General features: G+C 68.3%; 15 protein-coding genes and 4 pseudogenes. 7 read left to right on the top strand and 12 right to left on the bottom strand.

The window, feature by feature from the left end; genetic code table 11:
• Positions 1–9 precede the first annotated feature (9 nt).
• The 6 genes and pseudogenes from IE294_RS34270 to IE294_RS49400 form a co-directional block, all read right to left on the bottom strand.
• Positions 10–882 carry a TauD/TfdA dioxygenase family protein gene (locus tag IE294_RS34270; protein ID WP_189892665.1) on the bottom strand — a complete coding sequence of 291 codons (873 nt, stop codon included), beginning with the start codon at positions 880–882 and terminating at the stop codon, positions 10–12.
• A 24-nt stretch (positions 883–906) separates the two neighbouring features.
• Positions 907–1,614: a hypothetical protein gene (locus tag IE294_RS34275; RefSeq protein ID WP_189892666.1), complete on the bottom strand. Its 708-nt coding sequence runs from the start codon at positions 1,612–1,614 to the stop codon at positions 907–909.
• On the bottom strand, positions 1,577–1,852 hold the full coding sequence (locus tag IE294_RS49385) for a GSCFA domain-containing protein (RefSeq protein WP_306433493.1): 276 nt from the start codon (positions 1,850–1,852) through the stop codon (positions 1,577–1,579). Before IE294_RS49385 ends, IE294_RS34275 begins: the two co-directional genes overlap by 38 nt.
• A 118-nt stretch (positions 1,853–1,970) precedes the next feature.
• A pseudogene (locus IE294_RS49390) lies at positions 1,971–2,618 on the bottom strand (GSCFA domain-containing protein); the annotation flags it as partial.
• A 130-nt stretch (positions 2,619–2,748) separates the two neighbouring features.
• Positions 2,749–3,750, bottom strand: a pseudogene (locus IE294_RS49395) (AMP-binding protein); the annotation flags it as partial.
• A pseudogene (locus IE294_RS49400) lies at positions 3,710–4,288 on the bottom strand (AMP-binding protein); the annotation flags it as partial. The pseudogenes IE294_RS49395 and IE294_RS49400, both read right to left, overlap by 41 nt.
• A gap of 1,313 nt (positions 4,289–5,601) precedes the next feature.
• Here IE294_RS49400 and IE294_RS34290 point away from each other — a divergent pair.
• Positions 5,602–5,943 carry an antibiotic biosynthesis monooxygenase family protein gene (locus tag IE294_RS34290; protein WP_229917574.1) on the top strand — a complete coding sequence of 114 codons (342 nt, stop codon included), beginning with the start codon at positions 5,602–5,604 and terminating at the stop codon, positions 5,941–5,943.
• Between the two features lie 521 nt (positions 5,944–6,464).
• Positions 6,465–6,758, top strand: a complete 294-nt coding sequence (locus IE294_RS34295; RefSeq protein WP_189892669.1) for a WhiB family transcriptional regulator — start codon at positions 6,465–6,467, stop codon at positions 6,756–6,758.
• 307 nt (positions 6,759–7,065) lie between these two features.
• Here IE294_RS34295 and IE294_RS49115 read toward each other — a convergent pair whose 3' ends face one another.
• Complete coding sequence (locus IE294_RS49115) at positions 7,066–7,191, bottom strand: hypothetical protein (protein WP_268252827.1); 126 nt, start codon at positions 7,189–7,191, stop codon at positions 7,066–7,068.
• A gap of 576 nt (positions 7,192–7,767) precedes the next feature.
• On the opposite strand from IE294_RS49115, the gene IE294_RS34300 reads away from it, so the two are divergent.
• From IE294_RS34300 to IE294_RS34310, 3 genes and pseudogenes are all read left to right on the top strand, one after another.
• Positions 7,768–8,112 carry a hypothetical protein gene (locus IE294_RS34300; protein ID WP_189892671.1) on the top strand — a complete coding sequence of 115 codons (345 nt, stop codon included), beginning with the start codon at positions 7,768–7,770 and terminating at the stop codon, positions 8,110–8,112.
• Between the two features lie 252 nt (positions 8,113–8,364).
• A pseudogene (locus tag IE294_RS34305) lies at positions 8,365–8,670 on the top strand (transposase); the annotation flags it as partial.
• Between the two features lie 20 nt (positions 8,671–8,690).
• Positions 8,691–8,927, top strand: coding sequence for a hypothetical protein (locus IE294_RS34310; protein WP_189892735.1), 237 nt, complete (start codon positions 8,691–8,693; stop codon positions 8,925–8,927).
• A gap of 489 nt (positions 8,928–9,416) precedes the next feature.
• On the opposite strand, the gene IE294_RS34315 is transcribed toward IE294_RS34310, so the two are convergent.
• The gene (locus IE294_RS34315; protein WP_189892674.1) at positions 9,417–11,021 is read right to left on the bottom strand and encodes an ABC transporter substrate-binding protein; all 1,605 of its coding nucleotides are present in this window, start codon (positions 11,019–11,021) and stop codon (positions 9,417–9,419) included.
• Positions 11,022–11,433: 412 nt separating this feature from the next.
• Positions 11,434–12,687: a D-alanyl-D-alanine carboxypeptidase/D-alanyl-D-alanine endopeptidase gene (dacB, locus tag IE294_RS34320; RefSeq protein WP_189892724.1), complete on the bottom strand. Its 1,254-nt coding sequence runs from the start codon at positions 12,685–12,687 to the stop codon at positions 11,434–11,436.
• Between the two features lie 450 nt (positions 12,688–13,137).
• Between dacB and IE294_RS34325 the strand changes: the two genes are divergently transcribed.
• Both IE294_RS34325 and IE294_RS34330 read left to right on the top strand, forming a co-directional pair.
• A complete protein-coding gene (locus IE294_RS34325) occupies positions 13,138–13,356 on the top strand; it encodes a hypothetical protein (RefSeq protein ID WP_189892676.1) in 219 nt (72 codons plus the stop codon).
• Between the two features lie 695 nt (positions 13,357–14,051).
• Entirely contained in the window at positions 14,052–14,846 is a 795-nt protein-coding gene (locus IE294_RS34330; protein WP_189892678.1) for an SDR family oxidoreductase, read from the top strand.
• Between the two features lie 190 nt (positions 14,847–15,036).
• Here the strand turns inward: IE294_RS34330 and IE294_RS34335 are convergent, their stop codons facing one another.
• The 3 genes from IE294_RS34335 to IE294_RS34345 all read right to left on the bottom strand — a co-directional run bounded on the left by IE294_RS34335 (position 15,037) and on the right by IE294_RS34345 (position 20,236).
• Positions 15,037–15,651 carry a helix-turn-helix transcriptional regulator gene (locus IE294_RS34335; RefSeq protein WP_189892679.1) on the bottom strand — a complete coding sequence of 205 codons (615 nt, stop codon included), beginning with the start codon at positions 15,649–15,651 and terminating at the stop codon, positions 15,037–15,039.
• Positions 15,652–15,846: 195 nt separating this feature from the next.
• Positions 15,847–19,308 carry a right-handed parallel beta-helix repeat-containing protein gene (locus tag IE294_RS34340; protein ID WP_189892681.1) on the bottom strand — a complete coding sequence of 1,154 codons (3,462 nt, stop codon included), beginning with the start codon at positions 19,306–19,308 and terminating at the stop codon, positions 15,847–15,849.
• 106 nt (positions 19,309–19,414) lie between these two features.
• On the bottom strand, positions 19,415–20,236 hold the full coding sequence (locus IE294_RS34345; protein WP_189892683.1) for a ricin-type beta-trefoil lectin domain protein: 822 nt from the start codon (positions 20,234–20,236) through the stop codon (positions 19,415–19,417).
• Positions 20,237–20,430 lie beyond the last annotated feature (194 nt).

A 20,430-nucleotide genomic window follows, 5' to 3' on the forward strand; every position in this document is an offset into this window, starting at 1 on the left:
TCTCGTCCGTCAGCCCTTGACAGGCCCGCCGTTGATGGCGACACGCCGGCCGTAGCGGGCGTAGGGGTAGTAGTCGAATGTCGCGTGGTGCTGGACGCATCGGTTGTCCCAGAAGACCAGGGTGTGCGGGGTCCAGTGGACGCGGCAGTGGAGGGCCGGCCTGGCGGCGATGGTCTCGAAGAGCATGCCGAGCAGGGCTTGGCTCTCTTGGGCGGAGAGCTGCGGGATGCGGCTGGTGTAGGCCTCGTTGACGTAGAGCAGCTTCCGGCCGGTCTCGGGGTGCCGGGCGACGAGCGGGTGCTCGCTCAATGGGATGACGTAGTCCTCCGGCGGGGTGGAGCCCTGGAGGGCCTGAGCGCCGTCGTGGACCGCGGTGAGCTGGTCCAGCAGGGACCGCATGGCGGGCGAGAGCATGTCATAGGCCAGGTGCATGTTGGCGAAGAGGGTGTCGCCGCCGCACCCCGGCTCCGGGACTTCGGTGATGTAGAGCATGGACCCCAGTGACGGCTCGGCGTCGGCGGTTTCGTCGGCATGCCAGCCGTTGCCCGCCACGTTCACCGCGGCGGACGTGGTACGGATCTCCAGGATGTAGGGATCGGCCACGGGCGGCGGCGGGTTGACGGGGCGCAGCTCACCGAAAGCGGCGGCGAAGCGTTTGTGGTCCTCGACGCTGATCGCCTGGTCCCGGAAGACGAGGACGTGGTGATGGAGGAACGCGGTGCGGATCTCCTCCAGTTGCTCGGCCGGGATCTCCTGCGCAAGGTCGACGCCTGAGACCTCAGCGCCTAGAACGGGGGTGATGCGTTCGACTGTGAGCGTGCGGTAGGGGGGCAGGGGACGGGTGGTCACCGCAGCCAGTGCTTCGCGTGCGTAGGGCTCCATGACGTTCTCCAAGGGGGAATGGGGTTACAGGCCTCGGTCGAGCAGTTCGGCGAGGACGATGCGACCGAAGGCGAGGTTGCCGTGGATCTCGTCATCGGCCTCGCACAGTTCGGGGCGTTGCAATCCGTCCGGGCCGGTGGTCCGGTGGCGCAGCTCCACGACTTCGACGCCGAGCTGTTCCACGGCCGGCCGGATGCTTTCCTGCGCCGCCATGAACACCGCCGGATCGGACTGGCCCGGGATCCGCTGCGGCGGCATCACCACCAGGATGCGCAGGCCGAGGTCCCCGGTCGTCTCGTAGAAGGCGAGGGCGTCACGGACGCAGGCTCGTACGATGGCGTCGAACAGGGAGCTGGAGAGGACGCCGGAGGGGACGGTCCCCGACCGGTCACGGTAAAGGTCCCAGTTCTCCCGCAGCGCAACGAAGTAGGCGCAGAAACCGAACGTCGCGACCAGAGGGATGCGAAGGCGGGCGAGGGCGTTGATGCCGAGTTCCTCGAGGGAGCGACGGTAGTGCTTCTCGGCCTCGTCGGATCGGAAGACCACGTCGGTCCCGGCGGGGGAGTCGCGGGTGGTGAAGAAGCTGTCGGTGAACTCCCGGCCGGCCCCTATGGGGCCGCCCTGGAACGGGATGCCGGCGCCCTGGGCTGCTCGTCCGATCGGTCCCGCGTGGGAAGCTCCGAGCAGCAGGAACCTAGCGGGGGCTGTAGCAGTCAGGGACGGCGTCCTCACAGGCGGCATCTCCTGAACGGGCATCGGTGTCGCGGGCGGGCAGCGGTTGCGTGGGGCGGTTGGCCAGTCCCGCCAAGAAGTGCCGCATCACGAAGTCGACTCCTTCGGGGGTGACGGTGCGCTGGTCGGCGCCGAAGAACCTGCCTCCGAAGACCGGCCCGGTGATGAGCTTGTAGGAAGCGAAGTAGTCGATGTCCGGGTCCTCCAGGGCGAGCTGGCCGGCGACCGCGCGCAGCACGGACTTGGAGTAGCCGTTGGCGGGGAGCGCGTGACCCGCCGGTCGCGGTGGCGGTCAAGGGCTGCGGTGACAGCGTCAGCAGAACGCGCAGACCGGGGTCGGCCTGGCGCGCCATCGCGATCGCCTCGGTCATGTCCCTGTGTACTTCGGCGAAGGTGAAGTTGTGCAGACTGTACCGTCCGGCGTCGAAGGTGCCGCGGACGGTGCCGGGGCAGGTGGGGTGCGCGGTCCCGTCGGTGGCGTCGAGCCACGCCTCTGTGAGCCCCATGGTGAAGACCAGGCAGCTCGCCGTGGTGACGGCGGTGCGGATGGCGGACAGAGTGGTTTCGCGTGCCCGGAGCATTTCGGCGGGCCGGGCGAAGCCGTCGGGGTCGATCGCCGGACGGTACGGGTCGGCATAACGGTCGCCGTCGGGCCAGGCTTCCTGGGGTGGTCGTGCGTGGCTGAGGGCCCACGACAGCCACTGGCGCAGGACGGCCGGCGTGTAGATGCTGCCGGTTCGGAAGGAGACGGCGCCGTAACCACGGTCCTGGCGCTGCTGCCGGGTCAGGCCGGGCGGGGCGGGTTCGGCATCGAGCCAGTTCAAGCCCGAGTTCAGCAGCGCCCGTCCGAGCTGCGCGGCGAAGCAGGAGCCCGCGGTGATGACGGGGCTGTCCTGGTCGAGGGTGAACTTGGGTGTCCAGACGTCGTCGATGTCCAGCGGGTCCGGCTCGGCGACTGCCGACCGCCAGAACGACCGGACGGGCAGCGACTGGCAGGGGTTCACTGGTCGCGCTCCGATTCTTACTCTCGGTGAGGCCGGGGACGGGGGCGGGATCCGCGAGCGCTTCCGCGATGCTCCGCGTGCGTGGCAGCCTTTCCAGCCTGCGGAAGCGGTCCACGCGGACGTACGAGGGCAGCAGTGCGGACAGGTGGGCTGTCAGGTCGTCGGCGGACGGGGTTTCGCCGCGTAGCTCGAGGCAGGCTGTCAACCGGTCGCCGTCACAGGTGACGACGGCGTTCACCACCGCCGGATGGCGCAGCAGCGCCGCCTCGACGTAGCCGAGTTCCAGCCGGTGCCCGCTCAGCTTGATCTGCTGGTCGTCACGGCCCGCGTAGTGCAACGGGCCCTCGCGGTCGAACCAGGCCCGGTCCCCACTGCGGCAGAACAGCCCCTCGCCCGGGATCTCCACGAAGCGGGTGGCGCCGAGAGCCGGTTCGTCGAGGTGACAGCGCGTGGTCATGGTGCCGCCGATGAGCGGTTCGCCGGTGCGCCCGGGTGGGACCGCGTCGCCCATGCCGTCCACCACGCGCAGATCCGCACCGGCCACAGGACGGCCGATGGCCGGCCGCTCCGGCCACCGGCTCGGGTCGCCCTCCAGGTACAGGGCGCTGACCAGATGCGTCTCGGGCGGCCCGTAGCGGTTGAACAGGCGGGCGCCGGGCAGTCCGGCGAACCGCCGGCGGATGGCGTCGGCACACACCAGTTGCTCGCCCGCGGTGACCACCTCGCGCAGCCGGGAGGGGAACCTGCCCTGGCGGACTGCGTACTCGGCGAGCAGTTGCAGGGCCTCGTACGGCATGAAGATCCGCTCGGTCCCCGCGGACTCCAGCCGTTCCAGGAGCGCGGGGACGTCCTGGCGCCACTCGGGGCGTATGAGGTGGAGGCAGCCGCCGGTGCACAGCGTTCCGAAGATCTCCTGGAAGGACACGTCGAACGCCAGCATCGAGAACTGCTGCGTGTGCGCCGGGGCGGTCAGACCGCCGGGGCCGGACTGCCACCGGATCAGGTCGCACAGCGTGCGGTCGTAGATCTGCACACCCCTTGGGGACGCCGGTGGAGCCGGACGTGAACAAGGTGTACAACGGCCGGCTGCCGTCGTGGGTGTGTTTTCCGCCGGGCGTGACCGTGCGGCCACCCGGTGGGGGAACCACGTCCGTCAGGGCGACATGGAGCGTCACCGTGCCGTCCGGCAACAGCGGGTCCAGCGCCGCCGCGCCGGCGGGTGTGACCAGGACACACAGCGGGCCGGCCCGCGTGAGAACGCCGCGCAGCACCTCGGCCGGGTACGAGGGGTCGAGGGGAACGGCGGTGACATTCAGGCGTGCCAGCGCCAGCAGGGCCACCACATGCTCGACGGACGGCTCCAGGTACAGGGCCACCCGGCAGGGGCTGCCGTCTCCGGGGATCGGACAGTGTGCGCTCAGGGTCGCGGCATGCGCGTCGAGCGCCGCATAGCTCAGCGTGCGTCCTGTGGCCGTGACGACGGCGGGTGCGTCCGGCGTGCGGACGACTTGCCGTGCGAATCCTTCGGCGACCGTGGTGAACCCGGGCAACGGGGCGGGCCCGCGTCCGTGGCGCGGCAGAGACCGCCGGTACGGGGCGACCAGCTCGCGTGGCGTCGGGCGTCCACCGGAGGCGAGCGCGTCCACGCCCCGCCGGAACAGCTCGGCCATCGCCTCGACGGCCTCGCCGGTGAAACGGCCCTCGGCGTACTCCCACAACACGTCCAGCCCGTCGGAGTGGTCGATCACGGACACTGTCAGCGGGCACTTGGCGTCCGGCGCCGCGTACCACAGAGGACTCTGGACACAGCCGGGCAGTCGCAGTGCCGGGGATTCGGTGTTCTCCAGGACGAACAGGGCATCGAACGGACTGCCCTCGCTGGCGCCGTCCCAGCCGGTCAGCACGTCCGCGAGTGCCACGTCCTGGCGTTGCAGCACCTGCCGAGTACTCGCCGGCGTCCGGACGAGCTGAGAGCGCAGATCCTCGGCCTCCACCTTCGCGAGGTTCTCCCACAGCGGACGACCGGGGCTCGCAGGTTCCGGCTGGTCGGTCAGTACGAGATCCGGCGCACACCATCGCACCTGGGCTCGCGGGTGCGGGCGAGGGCCCGCAGCTGATGGAAGGCGCGGTTCGGACGGCGAGTCGGTGCCGGCGTCACGCGGCTCGGGGCGCGGGCCGCCAGAGCAAGCGCGGGGCCGATCCGGGTTCACAGAGCGGGGAGGGACCGATCCCCGAAGGGCCGCGTTCGGTGTTCATTCGGGCAGTGCCGCACCGGAGTCGTCGGCCGGTGATGCAAGCTGTCCCTGCTCACTCCCTAGAGCAGTGGGCTGTGGTCCGGCAATGTCCTCCCGGTCGTCCCGTCGGATCGCAGCCCATGGGGGAATGGTTCCGACCGTGATGCAGGCGGTTGCCGGACGGTACCGGGGGCGTGTCCCGGTTGGCACGCTGCAACCACCGGCAGCGCAATCGCGCCGTCGTCTCTGTCGTGCCATGGCCTTCGCGGGAAGCGGACCGCGCCGGCGCAAGGCACAGCATGTCGACGTCCGCCCAGGCGGGCTCGAGTTTCCGCTCCGACTGTGGAGGCACGAGCAAGCCCAGCGCGATGGATTCCCTCGGACATCGTGGGCGCTGCGGCCGCCGAGGACCAGCCGAGGTGGCGGCGAAGCTCGCGTGCCACACCCGGCCATGAAGGAGGCATTGGCGTCCTCCCTGCCATCAAGGTGCGCTGGCAGTCGAAGTTGCTGTCACCGACAGCTTCGCGCTTGTCCCCCGTCGTCTCAACACACGCCGGGCCGGTGTCCTCCAAGGCGTGACGCTTCTCGACCAGGGCGCGCGGGGGCATGAGACCGGGCTCGGGCGACCTTGTCGAGGGTCGGGTGGAAACTCTTACGCGATGACGCTCGATGCGGGTGCGCGACATCAACAGCCGACTAATGGTCACAAACGAGTGGCATCGTCGGTCACTGTGGGCATGAGTCAATCCTTGGAATCGAAGACCGGCATCGACGGGCCGGTCACTGTCATCAAGCGCTACACCGTGCCGACGGGCGAAGCCGACTATTTCGTCGAGGTGTACCAGGAGAACGCCCGGATCATGTCGACACAGCCTGGCTTCGTCCGCTCCCGCCTGCACAGGCCGCTCGCCGACGGCCCCGAGGTGCAGTTCGTCCACATCGCCGAGTGGACCTCAGGCACCACGCTCGACAAGGCCACCGGCAACCCCGAGTGGCATGCCTCACTACAGCGCATGTTCGACGACCCAGGCCTTCACATCACCTCAGAACCTGCCAGCTACCGCGTCGTTGTGGAACTCCACCCCTCCTGACCGCGGCGATTGCCGGCCGCGCCCGCAGCCGGCAATGACCTATGACCCATGCTCATGCGAGACGGCGCAGTGCTCGCTCGCCGATGTCCAGCTTGCCCGGACGACATCACCTGCTGCCGTCCAGGAGGTGACCCAAGCCAGCGGCAAGCCCTACGGGGCACGCACCCGGTGTACTCCTGCTAATGCCGACCACATCGGAACTGCCTCCTGGCTCGGCAAGGACGTGGAACGCCTCGGCCACACTGCGACCCGTTCTGTGCGTCGACGCCGATCCTGGTCGCCCGGAGCAGTGCGCGGCGTCTCAAGCAGGGGCATTTCCGGTTCTTCACACGCCTTGAACGAGACGGGGAGACAGGGCGATATCCCCCTCCGCCGCTGAGCCATTCGCTCCACGGGCCGTCGCGCTCACGCCTCCCGCCCCGGATCGGACATGGTCCTCGCAGCCGGGGCGGGGACTCAAAGTTCTCACATAACCGTCACGCACGTCCGGACCCTGCGGGGGCGGAAGGAGGAGGAAAAGGATGCGAACCAAACTGCTGCCGTTGCTGAACGACTGGGAATGGCAGGAACGTGCCGCCTGCCGTGGGATGAACAGCGCCGTCTTCTTTCCCCCTCAAGGGGAGAGGGGCCACCGGCGCCGCCGGCGGGAGGAACAGGCGCGCCAGATCTGCGACCGGTGCGAGGTCATCGAGGAGTGCGCCGCGATGGCCCTTCACAACAAGGAGCCGTACGGCGTGTGGGGCGGGATGACCGCAGGTGAACGCCAGGACATTTCCGGTTCGGGCCGCCGGGACGTCGACCAGGACGCCAGCTGATTCGGTCCATGTGAGCCAGCCGGCTGAGACCGGTGAGCAAGTGGCAAGACTGCCGGGGACCGCCTTACCCGAAACCCACGCCGTGCCCCCGGAGGACCGGCCGGGCCGGTGCTGCGCCCGGTGCCCTGCACAGGGCATGCCCGATGCCGTGCCCAGGAGTGTCTGCACAGGCTGGGGCGCGCCGCTGCATCCGTTGTGAGCATTCATCCAGTACGACTCGCTGACCAGAGTCCAGCCGCGTCGACTTCCCGGATGCGGAGTGGCCGACGACCGGCAGGTGTTACCGGTCGCGGGCCGTCAGCTCGCCCTACTTCAGGACCTGCATGTGAGGGCCGGCGTCGAAGACCCGGCCGACCGAGTTGAGCCGGACCACGACGTCCGGGTCCGGCGCCTCACCCCGCAGCGTCGAAGCCGGCGCGGACGCCCGCATCATCACCCGATCAAAGACGGGGCACCGCCACCGAGGGGGGAGCGTCGCCCAGATGCACTTCGACCTCTGCCGTCGCTCCCAGACTCACCGATACGGGTGCGGCTCGGCGGCCAGGCCGTCGAGCCGCACCCGCACCCGGGGCCCTCGTCGGCGGTGGTGTGCACGACCGCCTCCAGCACCACTGGCGACGTGTGGCGCTGTCGACGTGGGCGGCGTCGTGAGGGACGGTGACCGTGTAAGTCCGGGCACAGCGTCGAAGCGGAGTGCTTCACGCCTTCGGGTGATCCATTGAGGCGTGGCGCCCCCCACAAGCGACGCAACATGTAGTGACACTGTTGTGAGGCCAGGTTGTTCCGCTGCGCATCGCCGGAATGACCCCGTTTCGTGTAGCGCAGTACGGATGGCCGGTGTGACGGCCCATAAGGCGTGCCGCAGCCGTCCGCCCCTCGCGAGCGAGAGATACGATGGGTACCTGACACTATCTGGCACATGCCCGCCCGCCCGACCGTATAGACGGCAGACCGCATTGGCCCCCGCCGCCGTGGGCGTTACGTGGCACACCTATGGCTGGAGCACACCATGGATGCGAAGGACGAGGTCATGCGTGGTCTGACGGATCTGGAGGACTACCTGTACTGGGATGCCTACCGCCGGGCCGCCCAAGACCGCGCGGCCGACTTCGCCGCCCGTGTGCCGGGACTCAGTGAGGGGCAGAAGGCGGACATCGAGTGGTGGTACGTCGAGGAACAGATCAGGACATCCCTTACGATCGCAGACCACGTCACGGATCAGATTGCGATGGTGGAAGCACGTCACACCGAACGCTACACACGGTTGCGCAGAAATGCCTGCGCAGCGTTGGCCTTCCTCGCCGGGGTTGTGCTCATCCTGTGTGTATCCCTGGTTCTCGCGACCGTGGACTGAGCGGTCCGCGCACGACGGCCGCACGAGCGTTGTCGACAGGGTCGCGCGCTTGACCACCTCTCCGTGCGGAGACGCCGAGTACTCCTCCACGGGCAAGCAGCTGGTCGAGGTCGGGGAGGTGAACCCCCGAGAAGGGGATAGATGGGGTCTGCCTGGGCCGCTATGGACGCACCAACCCTCCGGGTTACGTCCGAGGGACTCGTCCTGGACAAGCACCACGGTGGACTCGCCTCGGATTCGGTGTTCGGTCGGATGGCGGGGAGGTTCGACCGGGCGGATCTGCGGTGGCGGATGCGGGACTACGTCCGTGGTCTGTTGGAGCGGGCGGCGCGCAAGAATGGCCGGCACCTCGCGGAATGGGCTGGGCGCCGCACCTCGGACGGCTTCCAGCGGCTGCTGGACAGCAGCGTCTGGGACGTGGACGCTCTGCGTGACGATGTCCGCGAGTACGTGGCCGAACGGCTGGGGCCAGACGGGGTGCTGATCGTCGACGCCGGATTCGTCAAGAAGGGCACCACCTCGGCCGGGGTCGGCCGGCAGTACACCGGCACCTCCGGGGCTTGTATTTCAATTACTGCTTGCTCTGGGAGTTCGTGGGATGGTGGACCATGCCTGTGCGTCCTCCGGTCACCGCCTTGCGGGCCAGTTCGATCGATGAGCGTCGTCATCGGCTCTACCTGGCCAGCGAGGCCGCAGCAACCGGCCACAGCGGGATCGCTCTGGTGGCTGCGGCCTCCGGGACCAGTGTTTCCACCGATTCGCGCGATGTCACCGAGCTGGCCGGGGATCCGGTGTTCGTCAACGCATCGCGGTGAATGCGACAGCGGCAACGACCCTTCCGAGCAGGCCTCCTGCCACTGTCTGGGTGCTGGTGTGGTCACGAAGTACGACTAGGGCGAACACCTCGCGGGGCGCACCGGGGACGACAAGCAGAGATGTGCCGGTCAGTACCGACGCCATCGTGGCCATGAGGAGCACGGCACGCTGCTCACGGACTCGCACGTGGTTGTCAGTCCAATGGCCGCGCTTCACACCGAGCATGATGACGGCGATGGGGATACCGTTGCAGAACACGGGACTTTGTCACTGTGTCGTCTCCAGCGTTCGGGCACGGTCGAGCTCGGCGACGCGGCGCAGGTGAGGCGGAATCGAAGGCTCGGGCGACTGCTTTGGGCACGTGGATCTCGCTGGGCAGATCCCAGTCGGCGTACACCCGGCAAAGGATGAGTGGCTGTCCCGTCAGCCAGGCAAAGCGTCACGGGTACCGGCCGATATGTCGGGCCTCCGACATCCGTGCCCGTCTGTCACTGGCTCACTCCGTGGCTGAGCTCCCACAGGCAGAGCACGGACGAGGAGTTGAGGGCATACTCGGAGCCCGTGATGTCGTCCCGAGCAGCGATGTATTGCTTGCCTTGCCAGAGCGGCAGAACGGGCACGTCCTCGGCGACGGTGTCCTGGATTCGGGTCAAGCTGCGCGCTGCCGCCAGCCGGTCCTGCATGCGGCGCGACTGCGGAATCAACGTCTTCTGGATGGTGGTGTTGGAGTACGGCGACCCCAGGATGTTGTTCTTGTCCAGGAATGGGGCGAGGAAGTTGTCGGGGTCGGGGAAATCAGGAAACCAACCCATTCCGTAGACGTCGTATTCACCCTTCTGCTCGGCGGGCCGGAATGTAGACCAAGGGTGACCCCGCAGGGTGACGTCGAACAGGCGACTGTCGTTGAGCTGCTTCCGCAGCACCTCGAACTCCTGCTTGGTGGCGGTCCCGTAGTGGTCGGTGGTGTAGTGCAGGGTGAACTTCACCGGCGTTTTGATGCCAGCCGCGTTCAGCAGGCCCCTGGCCTTGTCGACGCTCGGGTTGCCATATTTGTTGAAGAATGCGTTGGAATGGCCGACGACACTGGCCGGAACCAGTGAGTACAACGGATCGGCCTGAGTTCCGTAGACCTTTGAGATCAGCGCGTAACGGTCGATGACCTGCGCCATGGCTTGGCGGACGGCCTTGGTCCTCACGGTGGGAGCGTTGGTGTCGAACCCGAGATAGCGGATCTCAAGGCCGGGCATCTCGACCAGGTGCACGCTGTCGTCGGAGCTGGAATCCAGTTTCTGGATCTGAGAGGGCGACATGGTTCGTGTCATGAGATCGATGTCGCCTTCCTCGATCGCTGAGCCCATGGCGTCAGCGTCTTCGAAAACTCTCATCTCCACCTGGCTGTTGTTCACCTTCAGACTTCCCTTGTAGAGGGGGTTCCTGACATAGGTGACGCTGGTGACCGTGTTGTCCTTCACGGCAGCCTTGAAGGTGTAAGGACCGGAACCGTCGACCTGGAAGCCGTTACGCAACTTGTCCTTCGCGTACTTCTTCGGATTGACGATGCCCGCCACAGGTGTGGCGAGTTTGTACGGGAATGTGGCATCAGCGGTCTTGAGATGGAAAACGATGCTGCGAGTGCCCTGCGTCTCGATGGTGTCGATCGTGTTCAGCAAGCTGGCGACACCTGTTTCGGCACTGATGCCGAGGGAGCGCTCGATGGAGTACTTCACGTCGGCAGCAGTCACGTCGCTACCATCGGCAAACTTCAGTCCGTCGCGCAGCTCGCAGACGTACCTCTCATTTCCCTTGTCAGTGAAGGAGCAGCTCCGAGCCGCCTCCGGCACTGGCAAGCCATCGCCTCTGGGCTGTGTCATCAGGGTCTGGACGGTTTGACGCAAGAGGTTCCAGGCGTTGGTGTCATACGTGTACGCAGGGTCGAGTGGCGCCGGTTCTTCCTTGGTGGCGGTGAACCGGTCAGTGGTACCCACGACGACGGTGCCGCCGCCCTTCCCCTCTCCGTCCGATCCTCCGCACGCGGCGAGGACAGGAGTGAGGACGCCGGCTATCGCCGCCAGCGCCAAGGTCTTGCGATTCATCCGGATGTCTCTCAAAAGCATGTTCGAGGATCACCATGTTGCGGCGCCCGGACACTCGTGTGCGGTTGTCGCGGCACCGGTGCAGTCAAGACCACGGATGGCTCGCGGTTCTCTCGGCACGCGCGTAGACACAGCGCAGCGTGGCAGGAGTAGCCGTGGCTTCCGTGATCGCGTAAGTAGTGGGAACGGGTTCGATCGGCCGCTGCGCGACAGGAGAAGCGCGGATCCGCGCAGGCCGCACTGGCAGTCGTGGTCATCCTGCGCTCCGAGCGCCGCATGGCCTGCTCGTATGCCGCCCGCACCTGATGTCCGCACTACGGTACGGGCGGCGTTCGCTGCCGTCAGGCGATCCGCCTGGAGGGCAGGCGCCCTCGGGCTTTGCCGACCGGCCTTCGGCCCCGGCCCACGGGCACTACGCCCAGCAGCCGTTGACTGTCGCGGCGAGGCCGTCGAGAGCGTCCTTGACGTCGGCCGCTGCGGCGGGAGAGTCGTTCTCCACGAAGGCGAACACCCGCCAGCGGCCGTCTTCGCCCTTCGTCAGGCCACTCAGTGCCGCGGCGCCCGTCAGTGTGCCCGTCTTGGCCTTGACCTCGCCCACGGCACACTTGGAGTCCGCCGTGTCGAAGCGGCCCCACTCGGGACCAAGAGTGCTTCCCGTCTCGCCCGCGACCGGCAGGCCCTCGTCGATGGACCTCAGCACGTCCCGGTTGGCGGGTTCGGTGACGTTGTCGAGGATGTCGGCGATGGTCTGCGCGGGGATACGGTTGTCGCGGGAGAGCCCGCTGCCGTCGTGAATGACGAAGTTGTCCATCGACACCCCGTATCGCTCGCTCAGCACGGTGCGCACCGCCTCGACACCGCCCTCGAAGGTGGCCGGCCGCCCGGAGCCCAAGGCGGTCGCCCGCAGCAACGCCTCCGCGATGGAGTTGTCGCTCTTCTTGAGCATCTGCTTGACGACCGACGACAGTGCCTCGGAGGCGTGCTCGGCGACAGGAACGGTACCCGGGCCGGCCTGACCACGGGTGACACCCCCCTCGACCGTGATGCCCTGCTCACCGAGTTGCCGGGCGAACGCCTCACCCGCTTCGATCGCTGTGTCCGCGTTGAGGCTGCCGCTCAAGGACAGGGCCCGGACGGGCGCGACCTGGTCGTCGTAGTAGTTCTGTGTCCACCCGGGGGCGAGCTCCGGCTCGGGGAAGAGGCTGTCGTCGATGCGGACCTTCACCGTGTCGAGGCCTGCGCTCTTCAACCCCGCGGCGGCGTCCTTGGCAAGGGCCGCGATGTCATCGGCCGTCAGAGTGCGGTCGCCGCCACCGATGACCGTGAGTGTGCCGTTGTCGTAGACGACCTTGGTGGTGAACCGGTGATCGGGTCCCAGCACGGTCAACGCGGCAGTGGCGGTGGCGAGTTTGGTGTTGGAAGCGGGCATCAGCGCCGTCTGCGCGTCATGGCTCCAGATGACGGTGTCCGACTCGGCGTCGAGCACGACACCGCTGAAGGTGGAGCCGATCCGCTCGTCGACGACTCGGGCGTCGAGGTTGTCCGAGATCCGCTGCTCTGTCGGGGTGAGCTGGTCGGCTGCGAACGCGGACGGTGCCGTGAACAGTGCTCCCGCCACCGGGGCGGCCGCGGCGACGATGAGTGTGCGGCGCACCGCCGGGCTCACGGACTTGGGTTTGCGGTGACGGCCTCCGGCCGTGCGGGCACTGGACAAGGTGTGACTCCGTTTCACTGCTAGTGGTCGAGGGTCAAGGCTAGGTCATTGGAGCGCAGTTCATAGCATTATGTTGTGAACGTTTGTTGTGTGACGGGCCTTCCGTCCTGAGGGCGACGGGGGAGCGGGGCGCCGCCATCTCGTTCCGCCGTGGAGGCGTCTCGACCCGAGTGCGGTGAGGAACAAACAGGTCGGAACGGTGGTCTGCGGCGAGTGACCACGGTCGGACCGATGCCGCCGTGGACGCCGTCGGCCGGCACCGCGGCCACCGCCGTCCGCCGCATTTTCACCCCACCTTTGAGCAACCGTGTGCTCAACTTGTCGACACACGTTGCTTTTTACGTTACGTGCTGACACCATCTTCCTCGCTGAAGTCCTGACCCCACACACAAGGAGTTACTGATGCTCGGACGATTCGGCCGCCGGATGGCTACTGCCGGTCTCATAGGGCTTGCGCTGGCCGGTGTAACCGCGACCTCGGCGTCGGCGTCTTCTCAGACCCTCTTCATCAAGCCGTTCGGGCCTGGCGGCGGTATCGCCTGCGCCGTCGCGGCACACCAGGAGCCTGGCACCTACTGCGTGTGGATCGCCGGCGACGGCTGGTGGCTGGCGCAGGGCTGATCCGGCTCACGCCTTCCACGGCGCCCGCCGCATAAGAGACCGCCCACCTGGGTCTTCGGCCCAGGTGGGCGGCTTTTCCTCATTTCGGAATCGATGCGTGCGGCTGCGCGGTTCCGTTGATTGACTTTCAGCCTCACCTCCGAGGACTTATTGCGCAACAAGCGGGCTCATCGGGGATGGACATGATTCCCTTTCGGGTCTGCTCGCGCGTGTCGTCACGCCGTTCCCAGGGGATGCGCAGGCGTTGGTACTTGTTGATGCCCGTGTGCAGCGCGAACGTGACGCCTCTCCTGCGCCTGACGATCGGGCTTGTTTCGCGGAGGCCGGCACCAGGCCGCAGCGTGGCGTCGCGGTCTCCGGCACGCGGACGTCCGGCGACGGCGAACGCTTAGGGTGCAGGTCCTTGGCAAGCGGGCAGTGGCGACTGAGGAGCGGCCGAGCCGAGCTGTGGTGCCGCGCCGGGGCCCGGTGACGGGCTGGTACGCCGTCCAGGCGGGTTCCGTTCCGCAACGAGCCCTTCGCAGCGCTCTCTTGGACCCTCTTGTGGTCCCCAAGGTTCCCCATCCGATGCGGGCGCTCCCCGCCGTGCCGAACCGCGAGATCATCCCTGAGCGACCTGTTCCCGGTGCGATGGCCGCCGGGCCAGGACGGATCGGCCTTGCATCGGCCGGACGCGGCGGTGGACGGAGAGCGTGATGAGAGTTGTGGTTGTCGGCGGTACCGGGCTGATCCGTTCGCCCTTGGTCGACATCCTGAGGGACCACGGTCACGATGCGCGGTCGGGGTTCCCCGGCACCGGAGTCGACGCCTTCACCGGCGGAGGGCTTGATGAGCTCCTCGGCGGGGCGGACGTGGTCGTGGACGTGTCCAACGCTCCGTTCTGGGACGCCGACACGGCCATGCGGTACGTCACCCGGTCGACGGGGCATCTGACCGAGGCCGCGGTGAGAGCGGGCGTGCGTCACCTGGTGATCCTCTCGTCGCTCGGTGTCGACCGTCTGCCGGGCATGGGCTGTTGCCGCGCCAAGCTCGCCCAGGAGCGGGCCGTGCGGGACAGTGGCCTGCCCTACAGCGTGGTACGGGCCGGGCTCTACTTCGAGTTCGTGGAACTGATCACCGGCCTGGCCGTTCGGGACGGACAGGCACGTCTGCCGTCCACCCGGGTGCGTCCTGTCGCGGCCTCCGACACGGCCCTGGCCTTGGCGGCGGTGGTGGAAAGCGACCCGCTCCGGGGTGTGCGCCGTATCGCGGGGCCCGAGGTCCACCGTCTGGACCGGCTGGGAGAGATCACCCTGGCGGGACGGGGCGGCCTGGCCGTGGTCACGGACGAGACGGCCGGACCGTTCGCCGGCATCCCCGCGGACGTGCTCACTGGCGACCCCGGTGTGGAGACCTGGGCCACGCGCTACGAGGACTGGTGCAAGGAACGCCCCGTCCGCTGCGGCCGGGCCAGGACGGACACAGATTCCTCGCTGTCACACGTTGTGTAACTGAACCGTTTTTTTGATAGTATGTGGTCAGACGTTCTGAACGCCGGTTCGACACGGTCACGTGGTGCGTTCAGAACGCCGCACCCGCAACTCCTCAACCCTGCGGGTGCGGCCCGGGCGCCACGCGATCCCCCGACGCTGTGGCGCCCGGGTCACTTTCCGGGGCCGGCCGCGACGCGGGCCGGTACGGTCAGATCAGCCCGGCCCGGATCGCGTAGGTCACCGCGTGGACGCGGTTGCGCAGTTGGAGGCGCGTGGTGACGGAGGAAATGATCTTTTTGATGGTGCGTTCGGAGTAGCTCATCTTCTGGGCGATCTCCGCCAGATCCAGGCCCTCTGAGAGCATGCGCAGGACGTCTACCTCCCGGCCGGTCAAACCAGAGGAAGTCAAGCCGCGCGGGCGCAACACCTCACGTTGCACGTGCTCAACCTGATCGAGCAGCCGTCCCTGGACCGACGGCGGCAGCCAGGCCTGTCCGGCGGCCACCATGGCCACCGCGCGCACCAGGGCGTTGGCGTTCGCTTCCTCCCGCCAGAGCACAGCCCTGACACCGCATTCGACGGCGAGGGTCGGATCGACGTACCAGCCCCGGGATGCGACCACGACGAATCGGGCGTCCTCGCCGGGCTTCAGTGCCTGCAAGGTCTCAAGGGCCGCGGCATCCACGGTGTCGAGCGCCACCACTACGACATCGGCCTCCTCGACGGAAGTCAGCACGAGCTGCGGGCTGCGCTCCAGTGCGTGCTCCAGGCCGCACCGGGTGATCGGGTCCGTGGACTGTACCGCTACGTGCGGCTTGCTCATCTTCTTGGGTCCTCGGTATGTCGGCTGCTCCCGTGCACGGGGCGTGTGAGAGACAGCAGTGAAGGGCAGCCGAACGCCGGTCGGTTCGGCCACCCTTCTTCGATGCACACCGTGGGTAGAAAGTTCGGTTCCCAGAGAGAGATTAGTGTCACAACATGCGTCAGTGTGAAGCGGTGGTGTCGGCGAGCCGCCCGGTCAGACCACCAGGTCTTCCGGGAGCAGTCGGCGCAGTTCGTCGAGGGTCGGCGAGACGGACTTGCTGAGCCGGAACGCCTGACGGGTGACCATGGACTCGAAGAGTTTGCGGGCGTCGCGGGCGTTGCCGAAGGAGCCGTCGCGCGGCAGCGTCGCGTAGTGCTCGCGGATCCGCTCCATGAGCTCCGGGGCGCAGGTGTAGCCGCTGGACTCGGCCATGCGCTCGACGATGACGACGAGGTCGTCGGCCGAGTAGTCGTGGAACTCGATCTGGTGGGAGAAGCGTGAGGCGAGCCCCGGGTTGGACGCCAGGAACCCGGCCATCTCCCTGGTGTACCCCGCGGCGATCACCACGACGTCGTCGCGGTGGTCTTCCATCAACTTCACCAGGGTGTCGACGGCCTCCTGGCCGAAATCGTTGCCGGCGCGTTCGCCTCCACCGGGAGTGAGGGTGTAGGCCTCGTCGATGAACAGCACCCCGCCGCGCGCCCGGTCGAAGGCGTCGCTGGTCATCTGGGCGGTGTGGCCGACATAACGCCCGACCAGGTCGGCGCGGGCCACTTCGACGACCTGGCCGCTGGAGAGCACGCCGAGCGCGGCCAGCAGCCGCCCGTACAACCGGGCCACGGTCGTCTTGCCGGTTCCGGGGGCGCCGGAGAAGACGGCGTGATGACTGAGTGCCGCCGTGGGCAGGCCGGCGGCCGCGCGACGGCGGGTGTTGGCGACCAGATGCACCAGGGAGGCCACGGACTCCTTGGCCTGTTCGAGCCCGACCATGGCGTCGAGTTCGGCGAGCAGCATGTCGAGCTCCCCATGGCCCGCCTCACCGTCGTCGGCGCTTCCGGGCGCGTTCTCGCCGAGGTCCTCGGGCATCAGGCGCACCATGTCGGAGGGCGTCACGTCCGCCTCCCCGGCGAGGCGGAACGCCTGGCGGTCGACCATCTCCTCGAAGACCTTGCGCGCGGTACGCCCGTTGCCGAAGGTGTCGTCCCGCTTCATGTTCTCGAAGTACGAGGTGAGGGCCTCCCGGGTACCCGGCCCCAGCTCGTACTGGTGCCGGCCGCAGATGTGCTCCAAGATGGTGACCAGCTCGTCCACCGTGTAGTTCGGGAACTCGATGGTGCGGTTGAAGCGTGATCCCAGGCCCGGGTTGGTGGCCAGGAATCGCCGCATCTCGACGGAGTATCCGGCGACGATCACCACGGTGTCGTCGCGGTGGTCCTCCATCAGCTTCACCAGGGTGTCCACGGCTTCCCTGCCGAAGTCGGCACCGCCGCCACCGTCCGACTGCGAGGTCAGGGTGTAGGCCTCGTCGATGAACAGCACTCCGCCACGGGCCTTCTCGAAGGCTTCCGTGGTCTTGATCGCCGTACCGCCGATGACCTGGGCGACCAGGTCCTGCCGCGCCACCTCGACGATGTGCCCGTACCGCAGCACCTCCATCTCGGCCAGCAGGCTGCCGTAGAGCCGGGCCACGGTGGTCTTGCCGGTACCGGGTGGGCCGGCGAAAACCATGTGGCGGCTCATCGGCGGTGCCGACATGCCCATCTCGGCGCGGCGGCGCGCCATCTGGTTCAGGCTCACCAGGGTCTTCACCTCGTGCTTGACCGACTCCAGGCCGATCAGCGACTCCAGCTCCTCCAGCGGTGTCGACTTGCCCTTCTTCTTCCGTTCGCCCCGGGCGCCGTCGTCCGCCCAGGTGCCGTCCGTCCTCGGCCCCGCCGCGGTCGCCGTTCCGTCCGGGCGGGTGGTGCCATCGCCGTCCGCGGTGTCCGCTCGGTGGTCGGCCGGCACCCTCTCGATCCGCGCCCGCAGCGGTGTCGCCACGTCGGCGGTGGGTGTTCCGAGGCTCACCTCGGGCTCCCCGTGGACGTCCGGCGTGCGATTGGACCGGCTGAGCAACTCCTCCAGGACGGTGTTCTCGCTCAGCACCGTGCGATGCAGCCCACTGCGCCCGTTGTCGAAGACCGCGGACTTCCTGATGACGACGCGTTCCATCGTGTGCAGCAGGATGCCGTCACCGGAGTTGTCGAAGGCCTCGCAGTCGGTGAGCGTGCCGGAGCTGCCCGCCGCCATCATGACGCCGGCGCGGCCGGAGCCGTGGAACCGGGACCGGCTCACCGTCACCTTGGCACCCGCGGCGACCGAGAGGCCGTGGTTCCGGGGGCGGAAGGTGTCGCAATCCCGCAGGGTCGCGGTGGCCCCCCCGCCGACCGAAATGCCGTTGTCCCCCGGCTCCCGGACGAGGACGGCATGCAGCAGCGCATGGGCCGAACCTGTCAGCCGCACCCCGGACTTGCCGACCTCGGTGATCTCCACGTCCTCGTAGCGTCCCCGGGCGCCGTCACCGATCTCCAGGCCCTGCCCGTCACAGTCCGCGACCGTGGTCCGCCGTACCAGCGGGTTGGTGCTCTCGTCGGCCCGGACCCCGCTGCCGGACGGTCCGCTGATGTGCAGCTGGTCCAGCTCCGGCGTCGAGTCGTCGGTCAGGTGCGCACCGTCCGCGTCGCCGCCGCGCACCGTCAGTCCGGTGACGACCGGGGACGCCGTACCGCCGACCCAGAGTCCGGCCTCGGCGGGATCGAGCACCTCGCAGTCCTCGTACCGGCCCCGCGACTTGTCGCCGAGTCTCAGACCCTGCTGCGCCGCGGCCGTGACCCGCAGCCTGCGCACCAGCGGTTCCGCGTCGCTGGTCACCACCAGCCCGTGTCCGGCCGCATCCTGCACCGAGCAGTCCTCCACCTGGACGCGATTGCGGCTGGAGATGAGGATCCCTATGACACCGACCTGGTGCACCCGGGTCCGCACGACGACGGTGGAACTGCTGTCCTCCAGCGCGATGCCCGGCTTCTCCGTCTTGGAGATGTCGCAGTCCTCGATCCGGCCGCGTGCCTCACCGCTGGCGAACACCCCGTTGCCCGCGGCGTCCCGCACCGTGCAGCGCCGGACCAGGGGGTTGCCGCGCTCGCCGATCACCAGGCCGGACGCCCCCAGGTCCTCCAGTACGCAGTCCTCGACGATGCTCTCGCCCTCGCTGGTCACCACGATCCCCGCGCCGGTGTCATTGGTGATCCTGCTGTCCCGCATGGCCAGCGCACCGGAGTGCCTGGCCAGTACGGCGGTCCAGGAGACGGCGCTGATCTCGCAATCGTCCAGTTCGAGCTGGCCCGCCGGCACGTCGACCGCGGGCACTTTCTCGTCACTGCCCCTGATCACCAGCCCGGTGAGCTTGACCGCCTCCGCGGTGACCGTCACCGCGGTACCGGCCCGGGGGGCGATCTCCACCGAACCCCGGCCCTCCGTGGCCATGATGGTGACCACGTCCGACAGCACCAGCGCTTCGCTGTACCGGCCAGGGGCCACGGTGATGAGGGCACCGCTGCTCGCGGCCCGCACGGCGTCCGCGATGGACGCGTGACCCCCTGTGCCGTCCGGGTCGACGGCCAGTACTTGCCGGGTCATGGGGCGTTCTCCTTTCCGGTCCGCGACGGCGCGGGAGTCCTGGGGTGACCGGGCGGGGCCCGGGTCGAGAGGGCGGCTCAGCTGTGGATCCGACGAGGCGCCGGCTTCAGCGCTTGTACCACTTCTGGTGCGTCTGGCCGTTGCATGACCACAGTTGCAGACGCGCCCTGTCGTTGCGGTTGACGTCCACGATCTCGAGGCACTTGTCGGAGGCCGGGTTGACGATGTTCTCGCCCTTGCCGAGCACCCACTGCTGCTGCGGGCGGTTGTCGCACCGCTCCAGGTGGACCGGCGATCCGTTCGCGTTCGAGGTCGACTCACTGGTTGTGCACAGTCCGCCCGCCCGCAGGGTGCCGTCCGGGTAGAACTGCCAGTACTGGTTGCCGCGCTGGAGGCACGTCCACATCTGGACGGGGTTTCCTGGCGTGAAGTTGCTGTCGGTGGCATCCAGGCATTTGTCGTTCAACTTGCTGACGAGTTCCACCTTCGCGGGCTGTGGGGCGGGGGAGGGCGGCTTCTGGGTGGCCGACGTACGGCTGCTGTTGTCGTGCGCGCTCGCGGCGGATTTCGTGCCCGACGCCGCCGCGGACTTCGCAGTCGGCTTCGCGGCATCCCTGGTGCCCGCCGACGGTGCCGGGGTGCCCGACGGCGCCGCCCCGGCCCTGCCGGCGCCGACCCGTCCCGGCTTCCCGCCCGAGCGGGGGACGTCAGGCGCAAGTGCCCGTGCGTGCGGAACGCCTGAACTGGCCGCCGGGACCGGTACGAACCCAGGATCCGCGTTGTCCGGCGTGATCTCCAGCTCGCGCGGCCCGCTGGCCTCGGTGCGGTGGTCCGGTGATGAGTTCCGGGACAGTTGGGCCAGCACGAACGGCGTGGCCACCAGCAGCAGTCCGGCGAGTGCCGCGCCGGCCAGCACTCCAGGAGACATCCGGCCCGTCCGGCCCTTGTCATGGGAGCCGGGATCGGGGGATGCGGAACCGGACGGGGGCACGGGCGGATTGCCGGCCGTGGCAGTGGGCGCCGTCGACAAGTCCGGGACGGCCGCCGGCGACGAGCCGCCGATGCCGGCTTCTGCGAGGCTCGTGGTGGCCGCAGCCGGCGCCGGACCGGCGCCCGACGAGG

It is taken from the genome of Streptomyces canarius (assembly GCF_014650735.1).
GTDB lineage: Bacteria > Actinomycetota > Actinomycetes > Streptomycetales > Streptomycetaceae > Streptomyces > Streptomyces olivaceoviridis.